Origin of the sequence: Priestia sp. 179-F W1.4 NHS, assembly GCF_045369295.1 — a bacterium.
GTDB classification, from domain to species: domain Bacteria; phylum Bacillota; class Bacilli; order Bacillales; family Bacillaceae_H; genus Priestia; species Priestia zanthoxyli.
The window spans coordinates 220,578-246,130 of sequence record NZ_JBIQFF010000002.1 but is presented as its reverse complement, the minus strand read 5'-3'; the positions used below and the strand labels follow the sequence as shown (position 1 = coordinate 246,130).

Below are 25,553 nucleotides of genomic sequence, written 5' to 3'. Positions count from 1 at the left end.
TTAGGTATCCTAATAAGAAAATCCATATTTATCGCTCAAAAGGGCATCCATTTTATTTAACAAGCGAAAATATTCTTCTTGTTCTTCTACAGTTAGAGCTGCTAGCATATCTTTTAAAAATACATTTCGCTTCTCTGTAATCATTGAAACAAGCTGTTTGGATTCATCGGTCAATGAAACCCACACGACTCTCCGGTCTTTTTCGTCTCGCACGCGCTGAATGAGAGATTCTTCTTCCAATTGATTTAATAAGCTAGTTGTAGCGCCAGAGGTTAAGTGAAGTTTATTTGAAATATCTGCCACCATATACTTTGTACCGCTGGCAATGTAGTTTAAGATATAAAATTTAGTGGGTGTTAAGTGATAAGGCTGCGTTTTTAATGTTTCTTCGACTAAATGTCGCATATATTGAAAAAAAGATGTGTTAATTTGATAAAGGTGTTCAATTTTTGATTCTACATTGTTATCCATGCTAGCTTCCATCTCCTTGTACACTACGGACATATATAAACTAACTCTAAAATAAAATGAAACAATTGTAAAGGATGGAAACGATTATCTTTAACCCCCATTATTATTTTTAAATTAATATCTTTACGAAAAAATATCTTTATGATAAAGTTATTTAGGTAGTTAACCAAATGGATGATTATAAAGAAACATATCTCCTAATAGATGGAGATAATATCTTTATGAAAAAGCTATATCGAAAAGTAGTTTCATTAGTGAAGTATTAAGGAGGAGTAATGAATGTCTAGAAGTCGCTTAATGGTAACAAATTTTATTGGAATCATCGTTATTTTAGCTTTATTAATTGGAGGAGGATATTATTACGTTCAAAAATCCAACTATATTACAACGGATAACGCTAAAGTATCTGGAGATGTATACAACGTAGTTGCACCTGCAGCAGGTAAGGTAGCAAGCTGGACAGTGGAAGAAGGAAATGATGTATCAAAAGATGCTGAAATTGCTAAGATTCAAGCTGAAAAAGGCTCTGTAGCTGCTACAGTACCAGCAGATGGAAAAATTATTCAAACGAATGTAAAAGAAAATCAAATGGTTCAAGCTGGACAGCAAATTGCAACCGAAGTAGATATGAAAGATCTATTTATCGTAGCGAATATCAAAGAGGATCAGCTTAAGGATATTAAAGAGGGCGACGATGTAGATGTAACAGTAGATGGAGACAGTGGTACAAAAATTGACGGTAAAGTTGAAGAAGTGGGATATGCAACTAATTCACTTTCATCTTTAACATCGAACTCAAGCTCAGATGGAAACTACACAAAAGTATCTCAAACGGTTCCTGTAAAAATCTCTATTTCTAATTATTCAGAGCATGTGCTACCAGGAATGAACGCTGAAGTAAAAATTTCAAAAGACTAATTCTTACTACAACAGTTCAAGAAGGGAGGAAATATGATGACAGCCAGTATAGAAAACACAAGTGATGGATCCATCAAAAAGCATATTCCGCTATTGATTGTTTTAATGCTTGGTTTGTTTCTTGCAATATTAAATCAAACGTTACTAAACGTAGCCATCCCGCATTTAATTACTGAGTTTGGCGTAACCGCAAATACAGCTCAGTGGTTGTTAACTGGATATATGCTTGTGAACGGGGCGTTAATTCCGCTTTCAGCTTTTTTAATTGAACGATTTGGTGTACGTCGCTTGTTCTTATTTGCAATGGTTTGTTTTACAGTAGGGTCATTGATTTGCGGAATTGCACCTACATTTTCGATTATGCTTACCGGCCGTTTAATTCAAGCTATTGGCGGAGGTGTCTTATCGCCTCTTGTTATGACCATTATTGTGTTTATTTTCCCTCCTCACATGCGAGGAAAAGGGATGGGTATTTTTGGATTAGCCATGATGTTCGCACCGGCTATTGGCCCAACATTATCTGGATGGGTTATTCAAAACTATGATTGGCACATCCTTTTTAACGGCATGGTGCCATTAGGTGCGATTGTATTAATTATTGCTTTCTTTCAATTAAAAGACATTCAGCCTCCAAAGGATGTAAAAGTTCACATGCCTTCGGTTGTGACATCACTTGCAGGTATGGGATTATTGCTTTACGGATTTAGTGAAGCTGGAAATGACGGCTGGACGGATTCAGTTGTTCTTTCTACAATCATTGGCGGGGCAGTTCTTTTAATTATATTTGTTCTTCAACAAATTAAATCTGAAAAGCCGCTATTGGATATGCGCGTGTTTAAATATAATATTTTTTCACTATCAAATATTATTAGTATTGCGATTACAATCAGTATGTACGCAGGTATGTTCTTGCTTCCAATTTACTTGCAAAATATCCGCGGATATTCTGCTTTTGATTCAGGACTGCTGTTGCTTCCTGGCGCACTTGTTATGCTGGTTATGTCGCCGATTTCAGGTACATTGTTTGATAAAGTGGGACCTCGTCCGCTAGCAATCGTTGGTATGTTCATTACATCTATTTCAACGTTTGAATTTACGAAGCTGACGATGGATACACCGTTTAATCATATTTTAGCGATTTATATTATCCGCTCGTTTGGTATGTCACTTTTAATGATGCCAATTATGACAGCCGGTTTGAATCAGCTTCCGCAGAGACTAAGCAGTCACGGAACGTCAATGTCTAATACGCTTCGTCAAGTAAGTGGTTCAATTGGTATTAGTTTAATGACGACCATTTTTACAAACCGTACAACGTATCATGTAAATGAAATCAGCAGTTCCATGAATACGTCTGATCCATTCTTTATGAATAGCTTTCATTTATTTGTACAAAAAGTAGCTGCTACTTTGCATTTATCACAAGATCAAGCTCAGCAGCAAGCGCTGACGATTTTATCTGGAAAAATGACGCAGCAAGGTACGATTCAAGGTATTAACGATGCTTTTTATTGGGCAACAGCGATTTCTGTTATCGGTTTAATTTTAAGTTTCTTCCTTCGTGACGTACGTAAAGATAAAGTAGTCGAAGAAAAGAAATCAAAAGCTCAAGAGGAAGATATTCGTATGCTTCCAGCTCCAAAAAGTATAAATTCATAAAGTGCTATAGAATCAAAAGTTCATCATAAAACATGTTGGAGAGAAAGGGGCGGTGAGGTGGATGGATCCATTGATATTTGGTGAAGAAATTCAAAGAATTTCAATATCTTTAAACAAAAAAGTAATGACAAATGTAAAAAGCCTTTTACAGTATTACAGAATTACCCCTTTTCAATATCATATTTTACTGATTGTTGAACGTGCACGTACAATGCCTGTGACCAAAGTGGCAGACGAAATGAAGGCGAGCCCAAGCGTTATCACAGCATCAATTACACGTTTGTATGAACTGAATCTTGTGGAGCGCTACCATTCAAAAGAAGATCGGCGTAAAGTTATGGTTGAGCTTACAAACAAGGGAAAACAAGTGATTCAAGCGGCTGAGAAAGACATGCAGCAAAGGGTTGAAAAACTGTTTGCATGCTATAAAGAAGAAGAGCAGCAGCAATTTCTTACGCTCTGTCGGCAGCTAGATGAACATGTGACTTGAAGAGGAATAAAAAAAGTATATTGAGTTATGCGGAGTGAGTGTAAATGGATAAAGAGATGGTAAAAAACATTCGAAAAAACTACAATATGAATCAGCGAAACTTCGCTCAAGCAGTGAACTGCAGTTTTTCTTTAATCGCCCTGGTTGAAGTGGGGAAGAGAAGAGTAACAAAAAACTTAGAAGACAAAATTAAGCAAGCATTTCAATTGAACGATTATGATTTAAAATCACTGCAGGGCTAATAAAAAAAGTAGGTGTGAAACGAGCGCACCTACTTTTTTTCGTGTTGTTTTTTTGTAAGCGGATCTACGGTATGTTTATAATCATAAGCTTTTGAGGTGGTAACTACGCACAGCAGTAAAATAACAAATACAATGATAATAGAGAGCGTAATAATGATAATCATATAAAACGTCCTTTCTTTTTCTTATGACGTATGCTTTCGGTCTTATTGGTAAAATTCCTTCTTTCTCCACATAGTGCAGAAACGACAAACGCATACTAATAACAGTCTAGAATAAAGGAGTGTTCATTATGAATGAAAAAGAGTTGAAGAAACAATTAAAAAAGGTAGCAGATTATCCTGCATCTAAAGCAGATGGAGTGGATGAAGAGTTTTCTCGTGAATTAGCAGACCAAGATGATTTAGAAGCACAGGCTAGAGCGAACGCTGCAGATGAAAGACAAAAAAAATAATAACTAGACGCGCTTTCTGAAAAAGCGCGTCTGCTTATTATTTTTTCAAAAGCAAATAAACAAAATAAGGAGCACCTATTACGGCGGCAATAATTCCTGCCGGTATACCGTTAGGATCGGCAATGTTATGTCCTATTGTATCTGCAATCAGCAAAAGCCAGCCGCCTAGTAAAATGGCAACGGGAATAAAAAGCTGACTTCTCGGTCCTACTAAGCCTTTAGCAATATGAGGAGCAAGAAGTCCAATAAAAGCCACGCCGCCCGTCACTGAAACCGCGGCTGCCGCTAATGCCACCGCGGCTAAAAGCAATGTTACACGTTCTTTCTCCAGAGAAATTCCGACTCCAATAGCTGCAGCTTCATTTAAATTAAAAATGTTTAATGAGTTTGCTTTGTACAATATAAAAGGAATCAAGACAAGAAGCCAAGGTAGAAGAGCCCATATAAAAGGCCAGTCTGTCCCCCAGATGCTCCCTGCAATCCATTTAGCAATAAAATCAACTTTAGCACGATCAGCTGATGACATAATCACCACCATCATTCCAGAAAGAGCCATGGAAAAACCTACGCCTGTTAAAATAAGCTTTACAGGCTGCAGCCCTTGGCTTTTACTATATGAACAAAGGTAGATAAGACCAGCTGTAAACAAGGCGCCGATGAATCCTACTAACGGAAGAGCATACACGAAAGAGCCAGCTTCAATTGGAAAAAATAAAAAGAATACGGCAATTGCGACGCCTGCTCCTGAATTAATTCCTATAATTCCAGGTTCCGCTAAGTCATTGCGTGTAACACCTTGTAAGATAGCGCCCGATAAAGCTAGAGCCATTCCTGCTAAAAGAGTAATGATAATTCGCGGAAGTCGAATTGAAAAAAGAACGAACTCATCTGCAAAATTCCCTTTGCCAAAAAGAGTAGGAAACACTTTATTATAAGGAAGGGGTGCATCACCAAGCCCCATTCCTATTACAATCGTTCCAAGAATCAAAACAGTGAGCAGCATCATAATTATTCGTTGTTTTCTAATAAGCGCTGGGTGAATCATGAGAATGCTTTTCCTCCTTTACGAACAATGACTAAAAAGAAAGGTAAGCCAATCATCGATACAACTGCTGCTATCGGTGTTTCATAAGGCGCACTTACGGTTCGGCCCAACGTATCAGCGAGAAGCATAAACGCTGCGCCAGTGACAGCCGACATAGGGATAATATAACGATAGTCGGTTCCTACAATTCCTCGTACAATATGAGGAATCATCAAGCCGATAAACACCATGTTTCCCACTAGCGCAACAGAAGCACCTGCAAGAAGAACCATGACAACAAATAAAATGGTTTTGACTTTTGTTGTTTGCTGACCTAACCCCACAGCCACTTCTTCATTTAAGCTTAAAATAGTAAGCTGCCGAGAAAGCAAAAGGGCAATGAATATACCGCCGAGAATAAAAGGAACAATGATTTGAAGCTGTTCCCAAGAAGTGCCTACCATTCCGCCAGCAGTCCACATCGATATATCTTTTGAAATTTTGAAATAAATACCAACGCCTTCTCCAATGGCATAAAGAAATGCTGAAACGGCAGCTCCCGCTAGTACAATTCGAAGCGGAGAAAATCCTCCTCTTTTTAGAGCAGCAATCCCAAACACTAGGATTGCGCCAACCCCGGCTCCTATAAAGCAAGCAATCGTAATACCCAAATAATTTATAGCAGGGATCAAGGCAATTGTTACAGCTAAAGCCGCATTTGCGCCAGACGTTAACCCTAAAAGTCCTGGATCTGCAAGTGGGTTTCTTGTCATACCTTGCATAATAGCCCCTGATACTGATAAAGCAGCCCCCACAAAAACAGCGGCGATTTCACGAGGTAAACGAATATCTCTGATGATCGAAATCTGTTCGTTTACACTGCTCGATGAAAGTGCTAGCCATACATCTTTTATCGATATGTCAGCAGCGCCAAAAACCATTGAAGAAACAAACATTATGATGAATACGAGCAGCATACCTATTAATTTGTATAAAAAAGGAATGAAACGCTGATTGTCTTTTTTCATAACACACCCATCTTTTCATGTAAGAATAAATTTAGTAAAACAAAGTAAGAGGAATTCTAAAAGAATTCCTCTTGAATGAATTACTTGCCAAGAAATTTTTGAGTAAAGAAATCTAGTTGATAATCTAATGTGATTGGATCATTAAAATAAAATTCTTTTGCATTTGCTTCAAATACGTGATTATTCTTTACAGCAGGAATATTTTTGTACGTATCTGTTTTCTCAAATGATGTATCTCCATCTTGGTTTTTGCTAAAGATTAAATAATCTCCGGCATATTCAGGAAGAACTTCTGGCGAAATCGCATAGTATCCATCTTTCAAAGCCATTTTCTTTACTTTCTCCGGCATTTTTAATTTCATTTCTTGATAAAGAATCTCCGTTCCGCGTCCCCAGTTATCCCCAAACACATAAAGCTGCTTGTCAAAGTTCTCAATAACTGAAACCGTGCTATCTTCGCCAATTTTAGCTTTGATATCAGAACCAGCTTTTGCCGCACGTTTTTTAAAGTTGTCTACCCATGATTGTGCTTCTTTTTCTTTATTTAATAGCTTTCCAATTTCTACATGCTGAGTAAGGTAATCTACTTTATCGTATGTATACGTGACAGTAGGGGCAATTTTTTTCAATTTATCAATATTTTTTGTAGTAGATAAGCCAATAATTAAGTCAGGCTTTAACTCAATGATCTTTTCTAAATTTTCGTCTGATACTTCTTCCACGCCTTTTAATTTCTTTTCAAAGCGGGGATTCATTTTAGACCATGAGTCTACTCCGACAATGTTAACACCTAAAGAAAGTACGTTACCTGCATAGGAACCTAACACAACAACACGTTTCGGATTAGCCGGAACTTTTACAGGGCCGTCTTCAGATTGATATGTGATCGTCTTGGATTCGCTGTTTTTGCTAGAATCATTTTTGCTTTCAGTTGAACCGCTGCTGCAGGCACTAATAAGTAATACGAATATAAGCATGAATGGAAGCAATAATTTTTTCATTTAGTTATCTCCTCTTAATAAGTTATACGTGATGCACATTGGTTTATTTGTTCTCGGATCTCGTCCAATTTCAGCGTCGATATGAAACACTTTTTTTAGAACGTCCTGCGTAATGACTTCTTCACATTTTCCGGCTTTGACAATTTCACCATCTTTTAAAGCGATAATATAATCCGCAAAGCGAGCGGCTTGATTTAGATCATGAAGCACCATTACAACTGTACGTCCTTGCTCTTTGTTTAATTTTTGAAGCAGCTCAAGCACTTCTAACTGATGAGCCATATCCAAGTAGGTAGTCGGCTCATCAAGAAATATAATATCGGTTTCTTGAGCTAAAGCCATCGCAATCCACACTCGCTGGCGCTGACCGCCTGAAAGAGAATCTACAGGACGAAACTTGTAATCTTTTGTTCCGGTTACTTCAAGTGCCCAGTCAATCGTTTGATAGTCTTCTTTCGACAGACGTCCAAAACCTTTTTGATAGGGGAATCGCCCATAAGATACGAGTTCTCCCACAGTTAGGCCTTTAGCACTTTCTGGTGTTTGAGGGAGAATAGCCATTTTTTTAGCAAGTGCTTTTGTATGTTCTGTTGAAATATTTTCACCATCTAAAATAACGGAACCGGATTGATGAGAAATAATGCGGGTGATGGCTTTTAAAAGCGTTGATTTGCCGCATCCGTTTGAACCAATAATTGTGGTAATCTTTTTGTCTGGAATGTTAACGCTTAAATTCTTTACTATTAGACGTTCACCATAACTAATATGTAATTTCTCTGTATATAGGCGAACCATATCTGACCCTCCGTTTATGTTTAATACAACAAATATTTGATAATGATTATCAGTATCGTTTACTTTACATACTATAATTCGAACGTTTCCGGATGTCAATAGTTAATTTTATTGTCAAAACGTTGAAGAAGATGTATATTTAAATGAGAATGATAATCAATAACAATTGATTGCGAGGAGTGAACGTGCATGATACACAATGAACTTTTTGATGTGACAATTATAGGCGGGGGACCGGCTGGCCTTTACTCGGCCTTTTACAGTGGACTAAGAGACATGAAAACAAAGTTGATTGAATATCAGCCAAAACTAGGTGGAAAACTTCACGTTTATCCTGAAAAAATGATTTGGGATGTAGGGGGCCAAACTCCTATTTCCGGTGCGGAGCTTATTGAACAGCTTGTTGAACAAGGGATGACGTTTGATCCGACTGTTGTTTTAAATGAGAAGATTGAAGCTATTTCTCGCTTGAAAGATGGTATTTTCCAGCTGACGAGTTCTTCAGGTGAACATCATTACTCTAAAACCATTATCCTTGCTGTCGGAGGAGGTATTTTAAATCCGCAAAAGCTCAAAATTGAAGGAGCAGAACGATTTGAAATATCAAACTTAAACTATACGGTTAAATCTCTGCAGCATTTTAAAAATAAAACGGTGATCGTTTCCGGGGGAGGCAATTCAGCCATTGATTGGGCAAATGAGCTAGAGCCCGTTGCTAAAAAAGTATATATTACGTACCGAAACAGCGAACTAAATGGTCATGAAGCACAAGTGAGGCAATTAACGAACAGTTCAGCGCAGTGTCTGCTTAATACATCTATTACAAAATTAGTGGCTGATGCTACGCATGAATTTATTGAAAAAGTTGAGCTGACTAATCATCAAAGCGGTGAGGTTTCTTATTTATCGATTGACGAAGTTATCATTAATCACGGTTATGAAAGAGATACAGAGCTGTTAAAAAACAGCGAACTACATATCAAAACCATTGATGACTATTATGTTGCAGGCAATGCAGCAAGCGAAACATCTGTAGAAGGCGTATATGCAGCTGGAGATATTCTCATGCACGAAGGAAAAGTCCATTTGATTACCGGCGCTTTTCAAGATGCTGCTAATGCCGTAAACAAAGCAAAACAATTTGTTCAGCCCTCTGCAGCTAAGACAGCTATGGTTTCTTCTCATAATGAAGTATTCAAAAAGCGTAATTCAGCACTAATTAAACAAATGATGAAGTGAAGCGAGGTGCAGTGTGCATGTCGCTTCTTTCTCTACGGTGTAATTATCTAAATGGAGAGGCAGGGAACGAAAAAAGAAAAGAGAAATATAATAAAAGAAAACGCTTACATTTTTTTAAAATAACACAGCGCTTGTTTGCATAAGGGGGAAGTCGTATGAACGAAAAAGAGAAATATCAGTTTGAAACAAAAGCCATTCACGCAGGGTACGAATCAAAACATCATTTTGATAGTTTAGCTCCGCCCATTTATCAAACCTCTACATTTACATTTTCATCTCTAGAACAAGGTGCAAACCGATTTAGCGGAGCAGAAAATGGTTATGTATATTCCCGGTTATCTAATCCAACGATCAACATTTTAGAAGAGCGTATGGCACAGCTTGAAGAAGGCGAAGCCGCTTTGGCATTTGGATCGGGAATGGCTGCAGTATCGGCTGTATTGATTGGACTTACAAAAGCAGGCAATCATATTTTATGTTCTAAAGGAGTGTATGGATGCACGTTTGGTTTACTGGAAATGCTTGAGGAAAAATATCAAATCCATCATTCCTTTTCCAACTTGGAAACTGAGGAAGAAATTCTTGCTGCTATCAAAGAAGATACAGCATGTATTTATATTGAAACACCGATTAACCCGACTATGACTTTAGTAGATTTAGAGTTAGTTACTTGTATCGCCAAACAAAAAGGAATTCCCGTGGTAGTAGACAATACGTTTTCAACTCCTTATTTGCAGCAGCCGCTGAAGCTTGGATGCGACTTAGTCATTCATAGCGCAACAAAATTTATTGGTGGACATGGAGATGTTGTTGCGGGAATTGTAGTAGGGGACAAAGAGGTTATTTCCGTACTGCGCAAAACGACGCAAAAAGATATCGGAGGCATTCTTTCACCGTTTGATGCTTGGCTGTTACTCCGAGGCTTAAAAACGCTGGCCGTTCGAATGGATCGTCACTGTGAAAATGCTGAACATATCGCAAAACAATTAAGTCTTCATCCCAAGGTGAAAGCAGTTTATTATCCAGGTGATAAAAAGAGCACTGCTTATTCTCTCATGCAAAAGCAAATGAAAAAAGGAGGGGGGCTTCTCTCTTTTGAGGTGAAAGGAGGTTATGAAGAAACCGTAAAAGTGGTCAATCAGCTTAAGCTCATTTCCATTGCAGTAAGTCTTGGAGACGCTGAAACACTTATTCAGCATCCTGCCTCGATGACGCATGCAGTTGTGCCAGAAGAAGCTCGGAAAGAAATGGGAATTTCAAACGAACTCCTTCGTTTATCAGTTGGACTGGAAGCTTGGGAAGATATTATGAGAGATTTACAGCAGGCATTAGATAGTATATAAAAAACAGCGCTTGGAGGAATTTCAAGCGCTGTTTTTTATGTTAACCATATGTAGTTGTAGTTACTCATACCTCCTTCTTTGCCAGTGGAACTTTATCTGCATCTCTAGACAAATGTCCTAGACAGAAGGGGTGCCTTTCAATAGACTAGAGGTTATCTGTGAAAATACAATATTTAGGTAAGGAAGGTGCTCTGCTATTATGCTTCATAATCCAACTGGAAAAAAACGTCTAGGATTGGCGTTTCTTCTCAGCACGCTTGCGATATTAGGTCCGCTTAATATCGATATGTATTTGCCAAGTTTTCCTGCTATTGCTGATCATTTAGATGCGCGAGCTTCACTTGTACAGCTTAGCTTAACATCGTGTTTACTAGGACTTGCCGTTGGTCAAATCGTGATTGGTCCAATCAGTGATGCAAAGGGACGAAAAGGACCTTTACTCATCTCCATCTCTTTATTTATGTTATCGTCATTGCTCTGTGCACTGGCTCCTACTATCACGGCTTTAGTTATCGCACGCTTTTTGCAGGGGTTTACGGCTTCGGCAGGAGTTGTTCTTTCTCGCGCCATTGTCAGAGACGTTTTTAGCGGAAGAGAACTTACGAAGTTTTTTGCTCTGTTAATGGTTATCAATGCCTTTGCACCAATGATAGCACCAATGGCCGGAGGTGCTATTTTACTTCTTCCTTTTGCAAGCTGGCATACTATTTTCTTGTTTTTAAGTTTAATAGGTCTTTTAATTGTTTTAACAATCTCAATGCGTTTAAAAGAAACTTTGCCCATTGAAAATAGAACACCAAGTTCAATTGGTCATTCTGTTCGCACAATGGGCAGTTTATTACAAGACCGTTCTTTTATTGGGTATGCCCTAATTATCGGACTGGTCCATGGAGGAAGCTTTGCTTATGTATCAGGCACTCCATTTGTCTATCAAGGGATATACCATGTTTCTCCGCAAGTTTTTAGCATTTTGTTTGGTATTAACGGCTTGGCTATTGTGACTGGAAGCTTTATTATTGGGCGCTTTAGCGGAATTATCCATGAAAGAAGCCTGCTTCGCATTGCCGTGATTACGGCTGTAAGTGCTACTAGCGTACTTCTTATCATGACTATGCTTAAAGGACCGCTTGCTACGATTGTTATTCCCATTTTTATTTACATGATCTCTATAGGAATGACGATCACAGGCTCGGTGACATTGGCAATGAAAAATCAAGGACATAGAGCAGGGAGTGCGAGTGCCGTGTTAGGCATGCTTCCATTAACTTTAGGATCAATTGTTTCTCCTTTAGTAGGGATTAACGAAACAACAGCGATTCCGATGGCTGCTATTTTATTTAGTACGGCGCTTTTAGGTTTTGTAGCTTTCTTTACGTTAACTAAAAACAAGAAAGAAGCAGAAAAGTGCGAAGTTAACGAGTTTAAAACGGAGGTTTCTCCGTAATCGCTTTTTTAATTGTTTGAAAGCATCACTCCTTTGTGAAAAGGAGTGATGCAAATTTATTCAAGTATTGGATAATATATGCTAACCTTATGACATGATCGAAAGGAGTGGATAATAATGAGTAAAGTAATTCCTGAAATAACGCTTAATGACGGGGTAACCTTGCCTGCTATAGGTTTTGGTACATACAAGCTTAACGGAAATGAAGGAGTCAACGCTATAACGAGTGCGATTGATGTAGGGTATAGTTTAATCGATACTGCTTATAATTACGAAAATGAAGGCACCGTGGGTCAAGCGCTTCGAAGAACACCGGTTTCTAGACAAGAACTGTTCGTTACGTCTAAACTCCCCGGGCGATACCATACGTATGAAAAAGCAATTCCTACCATCCAAGAATCTTTATATCGGGCGAATTTAGACTATTACGATTTGTATCTTATTCATTGGCCTAATCCTAAACAAGATCATTATGTAGAAGCTTGGCAAGCACTGATTGATGCGAAGCGCTGGGGCTTGGTTCGTTCAATTGGTGTTTGTAATTTTCTTCCCGAGCATATTGAGCGCTTGGAAAAAGAGACCGGCATTTTACCAAGCATCAATCAAATAGAACTGCATCCTTTTTTTAATCAACATCAATATCGAAATTGGTATCAAGAAAAAAACATTCAAATTGAATCTTGGAGTCCACTAGGACGAGCGAGTGCTGTTTTAGAAAATGAAACAATTAAACAAATTGCAGACCGTCATAATAAGACAGTTTCACAAGTGATTTTGCGATGGCATTATCAGCTAGGCGCCATTTCAATCCCAAAATCGTCATCTCGCAAGCGGCAGCTTGAAAACATATCGATTTTTTCATTTTCTTTAGATGAAACGGAGATGAATATTCTTTTAGAATTGAACCGCGAAGATGGAAGACTTAATAATCAAGACCCCGCTGCCTATGAAGAATTTTAACGATAAGGCCTCACTTATTTTTTAAGTGAGGCTTTTCTTCTAAGATTTTTAGTTATGTAAGCTTGAAAATAGTCCGTTTAGTTCTAACGATTGTAAGAGAAAATGTGTTAAAATATTCCGAAAAAAGGAGTGGTGAACCATGGAAAAAGTAGTAAAAGCGATTCAAGACGAATATCCGGATGATTTTGCATGGTGTTACGGCTGCGGCCGATTAAATCAAGACGGCTATCATTTTCGGACAGGATGGCTAGGAGAAAAAACAATTACCCTTTATACACCTAAGCCTGAACATACAGCTATACCAGGATTTGTATATGGCGGACTTCTTGCATCACTGATTGATTGTCATGGAACAGGCTCTGCATCTCTTGCTCTATACCGTAAAAATGGCTGCGAAATAGGAGATTCAGCAGAGCCGCCGCGGTTTGTTACCGGTTCTCTCCACGTAGATTTTAAAAAACCAACGCCACAGGGTGAAGTACTAAAAGCGATAGGAACGGTTGAAGAAATTCACCCGAAGAAATGGAAAGTTAAAACAGAAGTATACGCGAATGATATCGTTGTTGCGACTGGAGAAGTTGTGGCAGTGGTGATGCCAAATACGTTTAAACGAAAAGAAGACTAAAAAATGCAAAACAGTTACATAAAAGGGGAGGAAAAGGTATGGGTAAATGTAATTTAGACCACTCGGTAGAAGATGTACAGCAGAAGTTTAACGCGCAGTCACAGTGGCTGCCAGAAGATATTCGTTCATTATTTCATGAGTTTCTTGTACGAAATCCTTCGCAAACAACATTAAACGAGATGTTTCATTTGCTGAAGAAATATGATTTAGTTGATGAACAAGAAAGAAAAGAGCGAGATCGAAAAATCAAATGGCTGATATTAAATAAAGAAGATACGAAGATTTAATTTTTTAAAGTGAGATACATTAAGTGAATTGAAGAGATGTGAAACACTGATCAAAAACAAGTTCTAAAAAGAATCTGTTTTTCTACGAGATTACAAATAAACTAGGATATTTGTAAAACTACCACCAAGTGAAGTGATCGACTTAGAGAACGTTTTTGGTGGAAGAACTTTTTATCTGCAGCTTTTCTAACGGATTAAGGCCAGTAAAGGCTCAATAAATGAATGTTTTTTAACTTGATATGTAAATTAAAAAAATATATTTAAATTAAAAAAAGTGGCATTGCTTTTTATTATCCAAGTACAATTTAAGTAATGAATGCTTTACGTTTCGCATGTAAGTATTTATTTATACCTATGTTGTCATAATTTATGTGATTCCCCAAAGCATAAATTACTTTTCATTACCTTATTGTGTACAAATATATTATGAGATAAGCCCATGCCTGTACAGGCATGGGCTTATCTTTATATGGCGTTTTAAAACGTCAATTTTTAATTGGGGAATTAATCTTCACCTCTTGCACAATAAATATTCTTCTGTACAAAAATAGAGTGTATAATAGGAATGTTGACTTGATAGGAAAAAGAGAGAAGCCTTATCAAGCAAAGGAATATGGAGTGGAGAGTGTGTACTGAAAGTGAAATTGTCCAGCGGCAAAAATAAACATGTTTTTCGAATGCTTCTAGAAGAATATCTAGAATGAAAGTAGGAACATTATGGAAAAGAAAATGAGGTTTGGCATCAAATCCAAAATTATTATTGGATATTTAATTGTTATTGTCTGTTTATTTATTGCATTTATTGTTTTAAACAGTCAAATTTCATCTTTGCAAAAAGAGCGGAATTTTATCATTGATCATGATATTGAAGTCCATGATCTGACCAATCGAATTGAAAAGCACCTGCTTGATATGGAAACCGGACAAAGAGGCTATATTATTACAGGAGAAGCGAGTTACTTAGAACCTTATAACAGTGCAGCAACAAGTTGGGAAAAAGATTATAATGCGCTGTATCAGCTTCTAAATAATAATCCAAATCAGCAGGAGAAACTGGAGAAGATTAAAGGAAGTATTCAAGACTGGGTTGAAGCTGCTGGTGAACCGACCATTGCATTAAAAAAAGAAAATAATACAAAAGAGCTTCAGCAATTTTTTGAGAAAGATCCTGGGCGCCAGTATATGGACGATATACGCAGCCAGTTTACTTCTTTTAGAAATGTAGAGAAAGAATCGACTGAAACAAGAGCAACAGAGTTAGACGAGAAAAATCAAAAAATTAAAATTGGACTTTACGGTTTGCTGTTATTCGTTACGCTTATTTCACTTGCTATCGCTATTGTGTTGTCTAATTCTATTGTGAATACGATTAAAGAAGTTACGCAAACGATCAAACGAATTACGGCTTCAAAAGGCGAGTTAAAAGGAAGAATTAAAGTTCGATCTAATGATGAAATTAAAGATTTAGGGCTAGCCACGAACGCGTTGTTAGAAAATATTGAAGAGCGAAACTGGCTTCAAACGAACATTGCTCATGCTGTAACGATGTACCAAGGCATAGCATCTGTAGACAAGCTTGCGGAAAAATTTCTCTTTACGGTTTCAGAAATGACACAAGCTTCTTTCGGAGCATTTTATGTTCGAGAGGAAAATGATAAAGGAAACTTATTCGTCAAACAAGCTGCTTTTGCAGATAGAAAAGGCGACGCGGGAAGAGAGAGCTTTTTGATAGGCGAAGGGCTCATTGGACAAGCTGCTTTAGAGAAAAGAACCTTTGTCATAAACGATGTACCTGACACGTACCAGCTCATTACTTCAGGATTAGGAGACGTAAAACCTAAGAGTATTTTTATTGTACCCGTCTTGTTTGAAGATGAAGTAATTGCTGTTATCGAGCTTGCATCGCTGCACGAGTTTACAGTTTTAGAGCAAGAACTTATTAGTCAAGTGATTGAAACGTTTGGTCTCACTATCAATGGCGTAATTAGACGTATGGAAATTGCTCGTCTATTAAAAGAATCTCAGGCGATGACAGAAGAGCTCCAAGCTCAGTCTGAAGAACTTCAAACACAATCAGAAGAACTGCAAATGCAGTCTGAAGAGCTGCGTATGATTAATGAACAGCTAGAAGAAAGAACAAAAGACGCAGAAGAAAAATCGTTTGAATTAGAGGCTGCAAAAGAAGATTTAGAAGAAAAAGCGCATCAGCTGGAGTTGAATTCTCAATATAAATCTGAATTTCTTGCTAATATGTCGCATGAGCTTCGAACACCACTTAACAGCATTCTTATTCTGTCTGAAATGCTTGAGGAAAACGCAGCTAAAACGCTATCTGAAGATGAAGAAGAATACGCTCGTATTATTCATTCTTCAGGAAAAGACTTGCTCGCGTTAATCAACGATATCTTGGATTTATCAAAAGTAGAGTCTGGAAAACTAGATATTTTACTAGCTGAGATGAATATGAGTGAGCTTCCAGATCAAATCGAACGTAATTTCAGCCACGTTGCTGAACAGAAAAACGTACAATTGAAAATTAATAAAGCACAAGATGTACCGGACATCATTCACACAGATGAAAAGAGATTCCAGCAAATTGTGAAAAATCTTTTATCAAATGCATTTAAATTTACAGAATCAGGATCTGTCACCGTATCCATTCAACGAGTAGCTGACCATCGTCTTACAACAGCTATGCGTACAGTTGATACGGATTGCTGGCTAGAAATAGCTGTAGCTGATACAGGGATTGGTATACCAAAAGAAAAACATCAGCTTATCTTTGAAGCGTTTCAGCAGGCAGATGGAGCTACGGTCCGCAAGTACGGAGGAACGGGACTTGGCTTATCTATTTGCAGTGAGTTTGCAAAATTATTGGGCGGCTGGATTTCTCTAAGCAGTGAAGTAGGAAAAGGAAGTACGTTTACGCTATACCTTCCTAGCCTCTCTAATGGTCTTATTGACTATGAAAAAGTGAATTTTGCATATGAAGAAGTAGCGGTATCTGTAGAAGAAGCTGAACCTGAAGCAGAAATAACTGAAATTGATCATCCTGTACAACCAGTTGAATCTTCACTGCAAGATGATGAAAATGTGTTTCAAGATAAGCGAGTGCTCATCGTAGATGATGACCAGCGCAACATCTTTGCCTTAAAAACTGCGCTAGCTAAACAAGGTATGACCATTATGACAGCTCATAACGGAATAGAGTGTCTTGAAATGATGGAGAATAGTGAACCATTTGATCTCATTTTAATGGATATTATGATGCCGCAAATGGATGGATATGAAGCCATGCAGAAAATCAGAGGAGAGCTAAAGCTTGTTGATTTGCCTATTATTGCATTAACCGCTAAAGCGATGAAAAACGATCGTGAAAAATGCTTGGAAGCTGGAGCTTCAGATTATATCAGTAAACCTTTAGATTTAAATCAGCTGTTCTCCGTTATGCGTGTATGGCTAGTAAATTAAGCGGGGTATGAAACATAAATGGATATGAAGCACCTAGATTTAAGTGAAGACTTAGTTATGAATAAAAAAACAGATTTAGAGATCGATTTACTGCTGACGGCTATTTATCGATTAACGGGATTCGATTTCAGACAGTACGCTAAATCTTCTATTTGTCGCCGAGTCTATAATCGAATGAAAATTGAACGTATTCCAACCGTGTCTCGATTGTTAGAAAAAGCGATTCACGAAGAAGAATTTATGAATCAGCTTTTAAATGATTTTTCAATAAATGTAACAGAGATGTTTCGCGATCCAAGCTTTTTTAAAGCATTTCGCACAAAGGTGATTCCGGTATTAAAGGATTATCCGGAAATTCGTATTTGGCATGCTGGCTGTGCAACAGGTGAAGAAGTATTTTCTATGGCGATTCTTTTGGAAGAAGAAGGGTTAATGGATAAAACAATCATTTACGCAACCGATATGAACGAAGATGTATTAGAAAAAGCAAAGCAAGGTGCCTTTTCTTTACGTAAAATGAAGTCCTATACAAAAAATTATATCCAAGCCGGTGGAAAGAATGCCTTCTCGGAATATTATCAGACGGATCATCACTATGCATATTTTCATCCGTCTCTGTTAAAAAATATTATTTTTGCTCAGCACAATTTAGTCACCGATCAGTCATTTAATGAATTTCACGTCATCATTTGCCGAAACGTTCTTATTTATTTTACAGCTCAGCTGCAAAATCAAGTGTATAATTTATTTTCAGAAAGCCTGTGTACAAAAGGGTTTCTTGGACTTGGCGATAAAGAAACGCTTCGCTTTGCTGAGGGAGCAGCTTCTTATATTGAGTTTGCAGGGAACGAGCGCATCTATCAAAAGCAATAAAAAAAGACCTCATTTGTGAGGTCTTTTTTATTATGCTTGTGCTTGAATCATAAGCACGCACATGTCATCAGGCTGATTTAACTTTTGTTCTTCTGAGAAAATTTCATTCATAAATGCCTGCGGATTTGTCCATTTTTGTTCAGTAAGTTGTTGAAGACGAAGAGCAGATTCATTTTCGCAAGGGCCCATCGATTCAAGAGCTCCGTCTGTAAATAGCAAAATTTGCACATCGTTCTCAAAGCTGACAACAGATTTCTGAACGTCCATTTCTTCAAAAAACCCTACAGGGCAGCTTCCTCGTTGAAGAGGGACGAGCGTATGTTCATCCACTAACATATAACCTTCTGGGTGCCCGGCATTCACATATTCTACTGTCTTAGCTTCCGTATCAATCACTAAATAAATAGCAGTGAAATAGTAAGGAATTTCATCTTTTTCGCTGTGCAATAATTCCATGTAGCGATTCAACTCTGTAATAACCTGCTCAGGGTCTATGAGGGACTTGATAGCTTCTCTGAGCACAGACGAAATAAACATACAAACAAGCGAGGCAGAGATGCCGTGCCCCATCATATCAAAAAGAATAATACCGTACCGGTGCTCGTCAATTTTGTGCCAATAGTACATATCACCCGCTAATTTAAAAGAAGGATAATATGAAACTTCCATTTGAATATCTTTCTCTCGTAAAGGGGGGCTGAGTAAGTTTTGCTGTACGTGCGTAGCTAAATCTAACTCAGTTTGAATTTTCTTTTCATGTTCCGTGTGCCAGTCAATTTCTGCTTTAAGGCGTAAGGCTACCCGCATACGAGCCAGCAGTTCCACTTTATTAATCGGCTTTGTGACGTAATCTGTTCCGCCGGCGTCTAGAGCTTCTACTAATTTGCTGCTGTCTTCTAGGGCTGTGACAAAGATAATTGGAATATGTTTTAAGCGTTCTACCTGTTGAATTCGCCTGCAGGCTTCGATTCCATCAATTTCGGGCATCATAATATCAAGTAAAATCAAATCGACCGAATTCGTTTTTGAGTTCTCATCGTCCAGGTTAAGATAGTCAAAAAGCGCATGGGCAGACGTAAGAGACACACAGTTATCGTAGCCAGCGCCTTTTAGAATTTTTTCAATCACAAATAGATTGACTTGATTGTCATCTACGAGAAGAATGGTCATGCTTTATTTCCCCTTATTATGTTTGAAGACTATTGATTGAGTATGTAGTTTTCAAGCATTTTTTATACTTTTTCTGTTTTTCTATTTATCTATTATACAGAAAACACAGCGTTTAGGGTATTTTTTAAGATTATTCTTTTCTATTAAAAAAGTCACTTGTCCCCAGAAAAGGAGACAAGTGACTTTTTATAGCAACTTGTATAACGCAAATATCCCGAAAGTCAGTACCACCGCTCCCGAAATACGATTTATCCAGATCAAGCTGTTATTCGTAAACTTCGACCGGGCAAGACTAATAGCAAAACTGAGCGAAAGCCACCAGCAGGCCGATCCTAAAAATACGCCTGCAACCATTGTCAGCGCAGAAGCAACATCAAATGCTGATTTACTAATGCCTACACCAGAAAACACGCCAATAAAAAATAAGATCGTCATTGGATTCGTAACCGTTAAAAAAAGAACGGATGTATACGAACGAAGCAACCCTTCTCCTTTAGCAGCAGCAGCGTGCTCTGCAGGTTGAGAACGAAAAGTTTGTACACCTAAATAGCATAAAAATAATCCCCCAATCAGCTGAAGCCAAATCTTTTGGGTTAATAAAAAGGTTGTAATGAACGTTAGGCCAAACGCAGCGATGCATCCATAAAGAGCATCTGCTGTAGCTGCTCCAAGCCCGGATACAAACCCGTGTAATCGCCCTTTAGATAACGTGCGATTAATGCATAAAATACCAATGGGACCGACGGGAGCAGCAACGGAAAAACCGATCACTAACCCCTTTAGAAAATAAAATAAGTTCATCTTTTACGTTGCTCCTATGAAGTTTTTCTTTAGTATAGTACAAAAGCAATTATGAATGAAGCTAATTTTGAGAAAGGTGTTAACGCATGTTTTTAGTCTGTTCGGGTACATCATAATGGTGTGATAGAAAACATTATTAGTGATTTTGTTTTAATCATTAAAAAGTTCAAAGAATAAATTATTTTACATAGAAAATTAAATGTAGTAAAATAATTCACTGTTACATATATAGAAAGATCTACCACTATAAAGTAGTCATTCGTAATGAGATGAAGAGAGGTTAGTCATCATGAGTAATCTGTTTGCAAAAAAAGATGTTAATAAGCTGTTAGAGGAAAATGCAGCAAAAGAATCAGCTAAGACACTAGGGTTATTTGATGTTATTTTGATGGGAGTAGGAGCAACCATTGGGACAGGAGTGCTGGTTATAGCAGGACTAGTTGCCGCCAGGGATGCAGGGCCCTCGGTCTCCATTTCATTTATTATTTCTGCAATAGCCTGTATTCTTGTTGCGTTGTGCTATGCAGAATTTGGTTCAGCTGTTCCAAGTTCAGGAGGCGCATATACATACATATATGTTTCATTAGGAAAATTTGTAGCGCATTTAATAGGGTGGTCCATTGTAGGATGCTATACGGTGTCTTTAGCGTCTGTAGCAGGCGGATGGTCTTCTTATGTGAATAATGTGCTTACTGAGTTTGGTATTAGACTTCCTGAATCGTTAACCGCCATACCGAGCGACGGAGGTATTATTAATCTTCCGGCAGTATTTATTGTCCTATGCATGTCGTTTTTATTAACACGAGGGGTAAAAGAAAGTAAAAAAATAAATAACTTAATGGTTTTAATCAAGATAGGTATTGTTCTTTTATTTGTAGCGGTCGGCGTCTTTTTTATTCATACAAATAACTGGCACCCATTTACTCCTTTTGGTGTGAAAGGGATCTTTGCAGGCGCAGCTTCCGTCTTTTTCGCTTATAACGGATTTGATGCCATTTCTACTTCGGCAGAAGAAGTGAAAAATCCCCAAAGAAACTTGCCGCTAGGTATTTTGATTGCACTGAGTGTTTGTGCAGTCATTTATGTAGTCATTGCATTAGTATTAACAGGGATGGTTTCTTATAAAGAGCTAAACGTGGGCGATGCGTTGTCATATGCGCTCAATAGTGTAGGACAAGAATGGGCAGCGCTCATTGTATCTATCGGAGCGGTTATTGGTATTATGGCCGTCGTATTTGCTTATTTGTTTGTCGTGCCCCGCATACTGATGTCAATGAGTCATGATGGATTATTGCCCTCTCTTTTTTCAAAAGTAAACCGAAAGAACAGTGAGCCTGTTATATCCACATGGCTTGTCGGCGCATTAGGCGCGATTGTAGCTGGTTTTGTTGATTTAAAACAGCTGGCGGATTTAGCAAATATGCTAGCGATTGTTACGTTTGCTGCCGTTTCATTTTCAATTTTAGCTCTTCGAAAAAGTCAGCCTAACTTAAAGCGCGGTTTCAAAGTACCTTTTGTACCGTTCATTCCAATTCTTGCTATTCTGTGCTGTATCTTTCTGATGTTTAACTTATCAATGCAAACGTGGATGTATTCAGTCGGCTGGATGCTGATTGGCGTCTTTATTTACGTTGGATACGGTAGAAATAAAAAGAGCGTTTAACCAAAAAGACTCTAAGCCAACGAGCTAGAGTCTTTTTGGTTTATATATTTTTCTTGAAAGTAGTCCATGCGCATAACGTAAAGAATAAAATTTCATTTGGGACATATGTCCTTTTTATTTTAGGGAGTGTTATTGTTTAATAAAAAGAAACCGTTATGATGGAGAGGAAAACATGAGGGAAATTACAAGTCACAAACAGCTGCTGGAGTATATAAATACTTATAAATTAGAGTCAGTTTTCAAGAAAGACTTAATACCGCATTTGTCACTGTATGAGGTTGAAGCAGGAGAACGCGTTTGTTCTCAAGGAGATGCGTCTCATTGTTTGTACATATTGGTGAAAGGCAAGGTTAAAGTTTATACCATATCGCCCGAAGGTAAGACGCTTGTTCTTTCCTTTAAACAGCCCCTTGAAGTAATAGGCGATATTGAGTATGTACAAGATGTTGATATTATGAATACGGTTGAAGCCGTTTCACCTTTAGTTGTGATCGGTATACCATACAAACGATTAAAACAATATGCGAGCAATGACCCACAGCTGCTGACATTTTTACTGGAAATGCTCACAAAAAAGTTTTGCGCAAAATCGAACTCGCTCAGCTTTAACTTAATGTACCCAGTTGAAGTGCGGCTGGCTAGCTATTTACTTTCTATTTTTTGTGAAGAATCACATTTGGTTATGAACCAAAAAACAGAAAGCCTAAAAGATATAGCTAATTTAATCGGAACGACTTACCGGCATTTAAATCGTGTTCTTCAGAAATTTGTAGCACAAGGAGTTATTGAAAAAAAGAAAGGCTCCATTATTCTCAAAGATAAAGAAAAACTGAGCTGTCTAGCAAATGACAATATATACGAGTAGAAAAAGCAATAGATTAGTTGAAGGGGAGAGAGAAGAATGAAAACATACCAAACGCTGCTATTTGACATTGATAATACGCTTTTAGATTTTAACGCAGCCGAAGAGCAGGCTTTACAGCTTCTTTTTGCTAACCACGATATTCCGCTGACTGAGGAAAGCAAAAAACGTTATAGCTTGATAAACCAGGGGTTATGGACAGCTTTTGAAGAAAATAAAATAAGCCGTGAACAAGTTGTAAATACTCGCTTTTCCATCCTATGTAAAGAATATGGAATAGAGAAGGACGGTCAGCTGCTTGAAGCAGAGTATCGAACGTATTTGAACAATGGTCATCAGCTAATTGATGGAGCAATTGAGGTAATTAAAAACCTGAGCGGTCACTATGAGTTATATGTGGTTACAAATGGCGTATCGGCTACACAATATAAGCGCCTTCAGGACTCAGGTCTATATCCTTATTTTAAAGAAGTATTTGTTTCAGAAGATACAGGTTTTCAAAAACCTATGAAGGAATATTTTGATTATGTTTTTTCACGTATAAAAGAGCTATCCGTACATGAAACATTAATCGTTGGAGATTCTTTGAGTGCAGATATTCAAGGCGGGCAGCTAGCCGGTATTGATACGTGCTGGTTTAATCCTCAGAAAAAAAAGAATGATACAAATTGGAATCCTACCTATGAAATAGGAAGGCTTCAAGAGCTTTATAACCTGCTGAACGTAAATAATGAAGTAGCTTCGGTACAAGTGTAAAAGTGTATAAACGGTAGAAAAACTAAAAAAGCGCCAGCTCTTTTGTTAAATAAAAAGGGCTGGCGCTTTTTCTGTTTTATAGATTTCACAGAGCTTAAAATACTCTAGGGATATCGGTCTAGGTAAAGTAATCAATACAAATTTAAACAGTTTTATCCCAAATGCAATAGGGTATTTTACCAATATCCCAGATAAAGTAAGTAACTAGGAGGTCGTAAAAGATGATTAATGGAAAAAATTTATCTCGTTCAGGAAAGAGTTCATATAGAAGAGAAACAGCGGTTGGAAAAACAGGAATGGTAGCCAGTGCTCATCCAATTGCAACAGACGCCGGAGAACAGATACTAAGAGCGGGAGGCAATGCAATTGATGCGGCAATTGCCGTTCAGTTTGGGCTCAATGTTGGAGAACCGATGATGACTGGTATTGGAGGCAGCGGCTTTTTTATGGTGTACCACAATGAAAGCAAAACAACTAAAATTTTTGACGGGCATTCTCAGGCTCCTAAAGCAGCTTATCCTGAAATGTTTCTTGATGAAAATAAAGAAGTTATTCCGTTTAGAAAGCGTTCTACTCATGCAACGGCAATTGGAATTCCAGGGATTTTAAAGGCGATGGAAGCAGCTCGTAAAGAATATGGAACAAAACCTCTTGCTGAATTAATTGAACCGGCTGCCAAAGCAGCAGAAGCAGGTGTGGAAACAAACTGGGTGCTTGGAGATATTTTAAAAACATATGCCTATCGACTAGGAGAACATGCTAAGCAGCTATATTCCCCAAACGGCAAGCCTATGCAAGAAGGAGATATGATTAATAAAAAAGATCTGGCTAAAACATTCCGTATTCTTCAAGAAAAAGGTATCGAGGCTTTTTATGAAGGTGAAATTGCAGAAGCCATTATTTCAACGATAAAAGAGCACGGCGGTTTTATGGAACTGTCGGATTTGAAAGAATACGAGATTAAGATCGATGAGCCCGTGTGGGGAGATTATAAAGGGTACCGAATTGCTTCTTCCAACATGCCTAGTGCAGGAGGAGCTACGGTGCTGCAAATTTTAAAGCTATTAGAGAACTTCGATGTGTCTCAGTACGACGTGAAATCGTGGGAAAAGTATTATTTGTTTGCAGAAGCTATGCGCATTGCATTTTCAGATAAAATTGCATTCTCTGGAGATCCAGCCTACAGTGACATTCCATTAAAAGGGCTTTTAAATGACGAATATATAAAGGAACGTCAAAAACTAATTAATTGGAAGCATAAAAATGAGAAAGTTGATTTTGGTAACCCGTGGGATTATGAGAAAGGCCAAAAAGTGAACGTTGTGCGTCAGCCTTATGAACCTGAACGTGAGCTTAGTGAAACAACTCACTTCACGGTAGTTGACCGCTGGGGCAATATTGTCGCTTGTACATCAACTGTGGAACATCCTTTTGGTACAGGAATTATGGTTAAAGACCATGGATTTTTACTCAACAACGAGCTTACTGATTTTGATGCTATTCCTGGAGGGTTAAATCAAGCGGATGCGGGAAAGCGTCCGGTTAGCTGTAAAAGCCCAACCATCGTTTTTAAAGACAGTGAACCTGTACTCACTTTAGGGTCTCCAGGCGGACCAACGATTGTAGGCTCTGTGTTTCAAACGCTTATTAATATCTTAGACTATGGAATGGATATAAAAGAAGCGATTGAAGAACCAAGAATTTTTAATAGTACAGGATCACTTATCGGTTGGGAAGCCGGAGTGGATATGAATGCCAAAGGAGAACTAGAAGCCATGGGGTTTAATTTTGGAGATGAACCATTCCCAATCGGAAATGTTCAAGGTATTCAAATTGATAAAGAAAACGGTCGTTTATTTGGAGCAGCTGATTCCAGCCGTGAAGGAAAAGCAACTGGCTTAGACTCTTAATATTTAAAAAATGCATCATACGCTCTCTCTTTTGTAAGAAGGGATGGCGTATGATGCATTAAAAAAG

25 protein-coding genes are annotated in these 25,553 nt (G+C 38.0%); 17 read left to right on the top strand and 8 right to left on the bottom strand.

The window, feature by feature from the left end; all coding sequences use genetic code 11:
- Positions 1-9: 9 nt before the first annotated feature.
- Positions 10-471 carry a MarR family winged helix-turn-helix transcriptional regulator gene (locus tag ACH0CI_RS11755; protein WP_033578476.1) on the bottom strand — a complete coding sequence of 154 codons (462 nt, stop codon included), beginning with the start codon at positions 469-471 and terminating at the stop codon, positions 10-12.
- Between the two features lie 279 nt (positions 472-750).
- On the opposite strand from ACH0CI_RS11755, the gene ACH0CI_RS11750 reads away from it, so the two are divergent.
- The 4 genes from ACH0CI_RS11750 to ACH0CI_RS11735 all read left to right on the top strand — a co-directional run bounded on the left by ACH0CI_RS11750 (position 751) and on the right by ACH0CI_RS11735 (position 3,780).
- Positions 751-1,389 (top strand): biotin/lipoyl-containing protein, encoded by a 639-nt coding sequence (locus tag ACH0CI_RS11750; protein WP_048018524.1) that lies wholly within the window; start codon positions 751-753, stop codon positions 1,387-1,389.
- 33 nt (positions 1,390-1,422) lie between these two features.
- Positions 1,423-3,048, top strand: coding sequence for a DHA2 family efflux MFS transporter permease subunit (locus ACH0CI_RS11745; protein ID WP_033578477.1), 1,626 nt, complete (start codon positions 1,423-1,425; stop codon positions 3,046-3,048).
- Between the two features lie 61 nt (positions 3,049-3,109).
- Positions 3,110-3,538: a MarR family winged helix-turn-helix transcriptional regulator gene (locus ACH0CI_RS11740; protein WP_047751338.1), complete on the top strand. Its 429-nt coding sequence runs from the start codon at positions 3,110-3,112 to the stop codon at positions 3,536-3,538.
- 44 nt (positions 3,539-3,582) lie between these two features.
- Positions 3,583-3,780 carry a helix-turn-helix transcriptional regulator gene (locus ACH0CI_RS11735; protein WP_335706998.1) on the top strand — a complete coding sequence of 66 codons (198 nt, stop codon included), beginning with the start codon at positions 3,583-3,585 and terminating at the stop codon, positions 3,778-3,780.
- 29 nt (positions 3,781-3,809) lie between these two features.
- Here ACH0CI_RS11735 and ytzI read toward each other — a convergent pair whose 3' ends face one another.
- Complete coding sequence (gene ytzI, locus ACH0CI_RS11730) at positions 3,810-3,944, bottom strand: YtzI protein (RefSeq protein WP_080754395.1); 135 nt, start codon at positions 3,942-3,944, stop codon at positions 3,810-3,812.
- Positions 3,945-4,072: 128 nt separating this feature from the next.
- Between ytzI and ACH0CI_RS11725 the strand changes: the two genes are divergently transcribed.
- Positions 4,073-4,234 carry a YfhD family protein gene (locus ACH0CI_RS11725; RefSeq protein WP_074894520.1) on the top strand — a complete coding sequence of 54 codons (162 nt, stop codon included), beginning with the start codon at positions 4,073-4,075 and terminating at the stop codon, positions 4,232-4,234.
- A gap of 37 nt (positions 4,235-4,271) precedes the next feature.
- Here the strand turns inward: ACH0CI_RS11725 and ACH0CI_RS11720 are convergent, their stop codons facing one another.
- The 4 genes from ACH0CI_RS11720 to ACH0CI_RS11705 form a co-directional block, all read right to left on the bottom strand.
- A complete protein-coding gene (locus ACH0CI_RS11720) occupies positions 4,272-5,279 on the bottom strand; it encodes a FecCD family ABC transporter permease (RefSeq protein ID WP_406901482.1) in 1,008 nt (335 codons plus the stop codon).
- Positions 5,276-6,286 (bottom strand): FecCD family ABC transporter permease, encoded by a 1,011-nt coding sequence (locus ACH0CI_RS11715; protein ID WP_335706996.1) that lies wholly within the window; start codon positions 6,284-6,286, stop codon positions 5,276-5,278. The genes ACH0CI_RS11720 and ACH0CI_RS11715 overlap by 4 nt, the downstream gene beginning before the upstream one ends.
- An 80-nt stretch (positions 6,287-6,366) precedes the next feature.
- Positions 6,367-7,287, bottom strand: coding sequence for an iron-hydroxamate ABC transporter substrate-binding protein (locus tag ACH0CI_RS11710; protein WP_033578480.1), 921 nt, complete (start codon positions 7,285-7,287; stop codon positions 6,367-6,369).
- On the bottom strand, positions 7,288-8,082 hold the full coding sequence (locus tag ACH0CI_RS11705) for an ABC transporter ATP-binding protein (protein WP_014460855.1): 795 nt from the start codon (positions 8,080-8,082) through the stop codon (positions 7,288-7,290).
- A gap of 189 nt (positions 8,083-8,271) precedes the next feature.
- Between ACH0CI_RS11705 and ACH0CI_RS11700 the strand changes: the two genes are divergently transcribed.
- The 8 genes from ACH0CI_RS11700 (at position 8,272) to ACH0CI_RS11665 (ending at position 18,324) form a co-directional block, all read left to right on the top strand.
- Positions 8,272-9,321, top strand: a complete 1,050-nt coding sequence (locus ACH0CI_RS11700; RefSeq protein ID WP_335706994.1) for an NAD(P)/FAD-dependent oxidoreductase — start codon at positions 8,272-8,274, stop codon at positions 9,319-9,321.
- A gap of 155 nt (positions 9,322-9,476) precedes the next feature.
- Positions 9,477-10,664 (top strand): methionine gamma-lyase, encoded by a 1,188-nt coding sequence (megL, locus tag ACH0CI_RS11695; RefSeq protein ID WP_406901480.1) that lies wholly within the window; start codon positions 9,477-9,479, stop codon positions 10,662-10,664.
- Between the two features lie 199 nt (positions 10,665-10,863).
- Positions 10,864-12,108, top strand: a complete 1,245-nt coding sequence (locus ACH0CI_RS11690) for a Bcr/CflA family efflux MFS transporter (RefSeq protein WP_028413975.1) — start codon at positions 10,864-10,866, stop codon at positions 12,106-12,108.
- Positions 12,109-12,225: 117 nt separating this feature from the next.
- Complete coding sequence (locus ACH0CI_RS11685; protein WP_406901478.1) at positions 12,226-13,068, top strand: aldo/keto reductase; 843 nt, start codon at positions 12,226-12,228, stop codon at positions 13,066-13,068.
- Positions 13,069-13,207: 139 nt separating this feature from the next.
- Complete coding sequence (locus tag ACH0CI_RS11680) at positions 13,208-13,693, top strand: PaaI family thioesterase (protein ID WP_034266606.1); 486 nt, start codon at positions 13,208-13,210, stop codon at positions 13,691-13,693.
- Between the two features lie 38 nt (positions 13,694-13,731).
- Positions 13,732-13,980 (top strand): hypothetical protein, encoded by a 249-nt coding sequence (locus ACH0CI_RS11675; RefSeq protein ID WP_049163732.1) that lies wholly within the window; start codon positions 13,732-13,734, stop codon positions 13,978-13,980.
- Between the two features lie 717 nt (positions 13,981-14,697).
- Positions 14,698-17,451: a CHASE3 domain-containing protein gene (locus tag ACH0CI_RS11670; RefSeq protein ID WP_406901475.1), complete on the top strand. Its 2,754-nt coding sequence runs from the start codon at positions 14,698-14,700 to the stop codon at positions 17,449-17,451.
- 18 nt (positions 17,452-17,469) lie between these two features.
- Entirely contained in the window at positions 17,470-18,324 is an 855-nt protein-coding gene (locus tag ACH0CI_RS11665; RefSeq protein WP_335388356.1) for a CheR family methyltransferase, read from the top strand.
- 30 nt (positions 18,325-18,354) lie between these two features.
- Here ACH0CI_RS11665 and ACH0CI_RS11660 read toward each other — a convergent pair whose 3' ends face one another.
- Positions 18,355-19,494, bottom strand: a complete 1,140-nt coding sequence (locus ACH0CI_RS11660) for a SpoIIE family protein phosphatase (protein WP_028413961.1) — start codon at positions 19,492-19,494, stop codon at positions 18,355-18,357.
- A 186-nt stretch (positions 19,495-19,680) separates the two neighbouring features.
- Positions 19,681-20,295 carry a LysE family translocator gene (locus tag ACH0CI_RS11655; RefSeq protein WP_335388359.1) on the bottom strand — a complete coding sequence of 205 codons (615 nt, stop codon included), beginning with the start codon at positions 20,293-20,295 and terminating at the stop codon, positions 19,681-19,683.
- 289 nt (positions 20,296-20,584) lie between these two features.
- Between ACH0CI_RS11655 and ACH0CI_RS11650 the strand changes: the two genes are divergently transcribed.
- The 4 genes from ACH0CI_RS11650 (at position 20,585) to ggt (ending at position 25,486) form a co-directional block, all read left to right on the top strand.
- Positions 20,585-21,958, top strand: a complete 1,374-nt coding sequence (locus tag ACH0CI_RS11650; RefSeq protein ID WP_335388361.1) for an amino acid permease — start codon at positions 20,585-20,587, stop codon at positions 21,956-21,958.
- Between the two features lie 172 nt (positions 21,959-22,130).
- Positions 22,131-22,823, top strand: coding sequence for a Crp/Fnr family transcriptional regulator (locus ACH0CI_RS11645; protein ID WP_335388363.1), 693 nt, complete (start codon positions 22,131-22,133; stop codon positions 22,821-22,823).
- A gap of 36 nt (positions 22,824-22,859) precedes the next feature.
- Positions 22,860-23,576, top strand: coding sequence for a YjjG family noncanonical pyrimidine nucleotidase (locus ACH0CI_RS11640; RefSeq protein WP_335388365.1), 717 nt, complete (start codon positions 22,860-22,862; stop codon positions 23,574-23,576).
- Between the two features lie 221 nt (positions 23,577-23,797).
- Positions 23,798-25,486, top strand: coding sequence for a gamma-glutamyltransferase (gene ggt, locus ACH0CI_RS11635; RefSeq protein WP_406901473.1), 1,689 nt, complete (start codon positions 23,798-23,800; stop codon positions 25,484-25,486).
- Positions 25,487-25,553 lie beyond the last annotated feature (67 nt).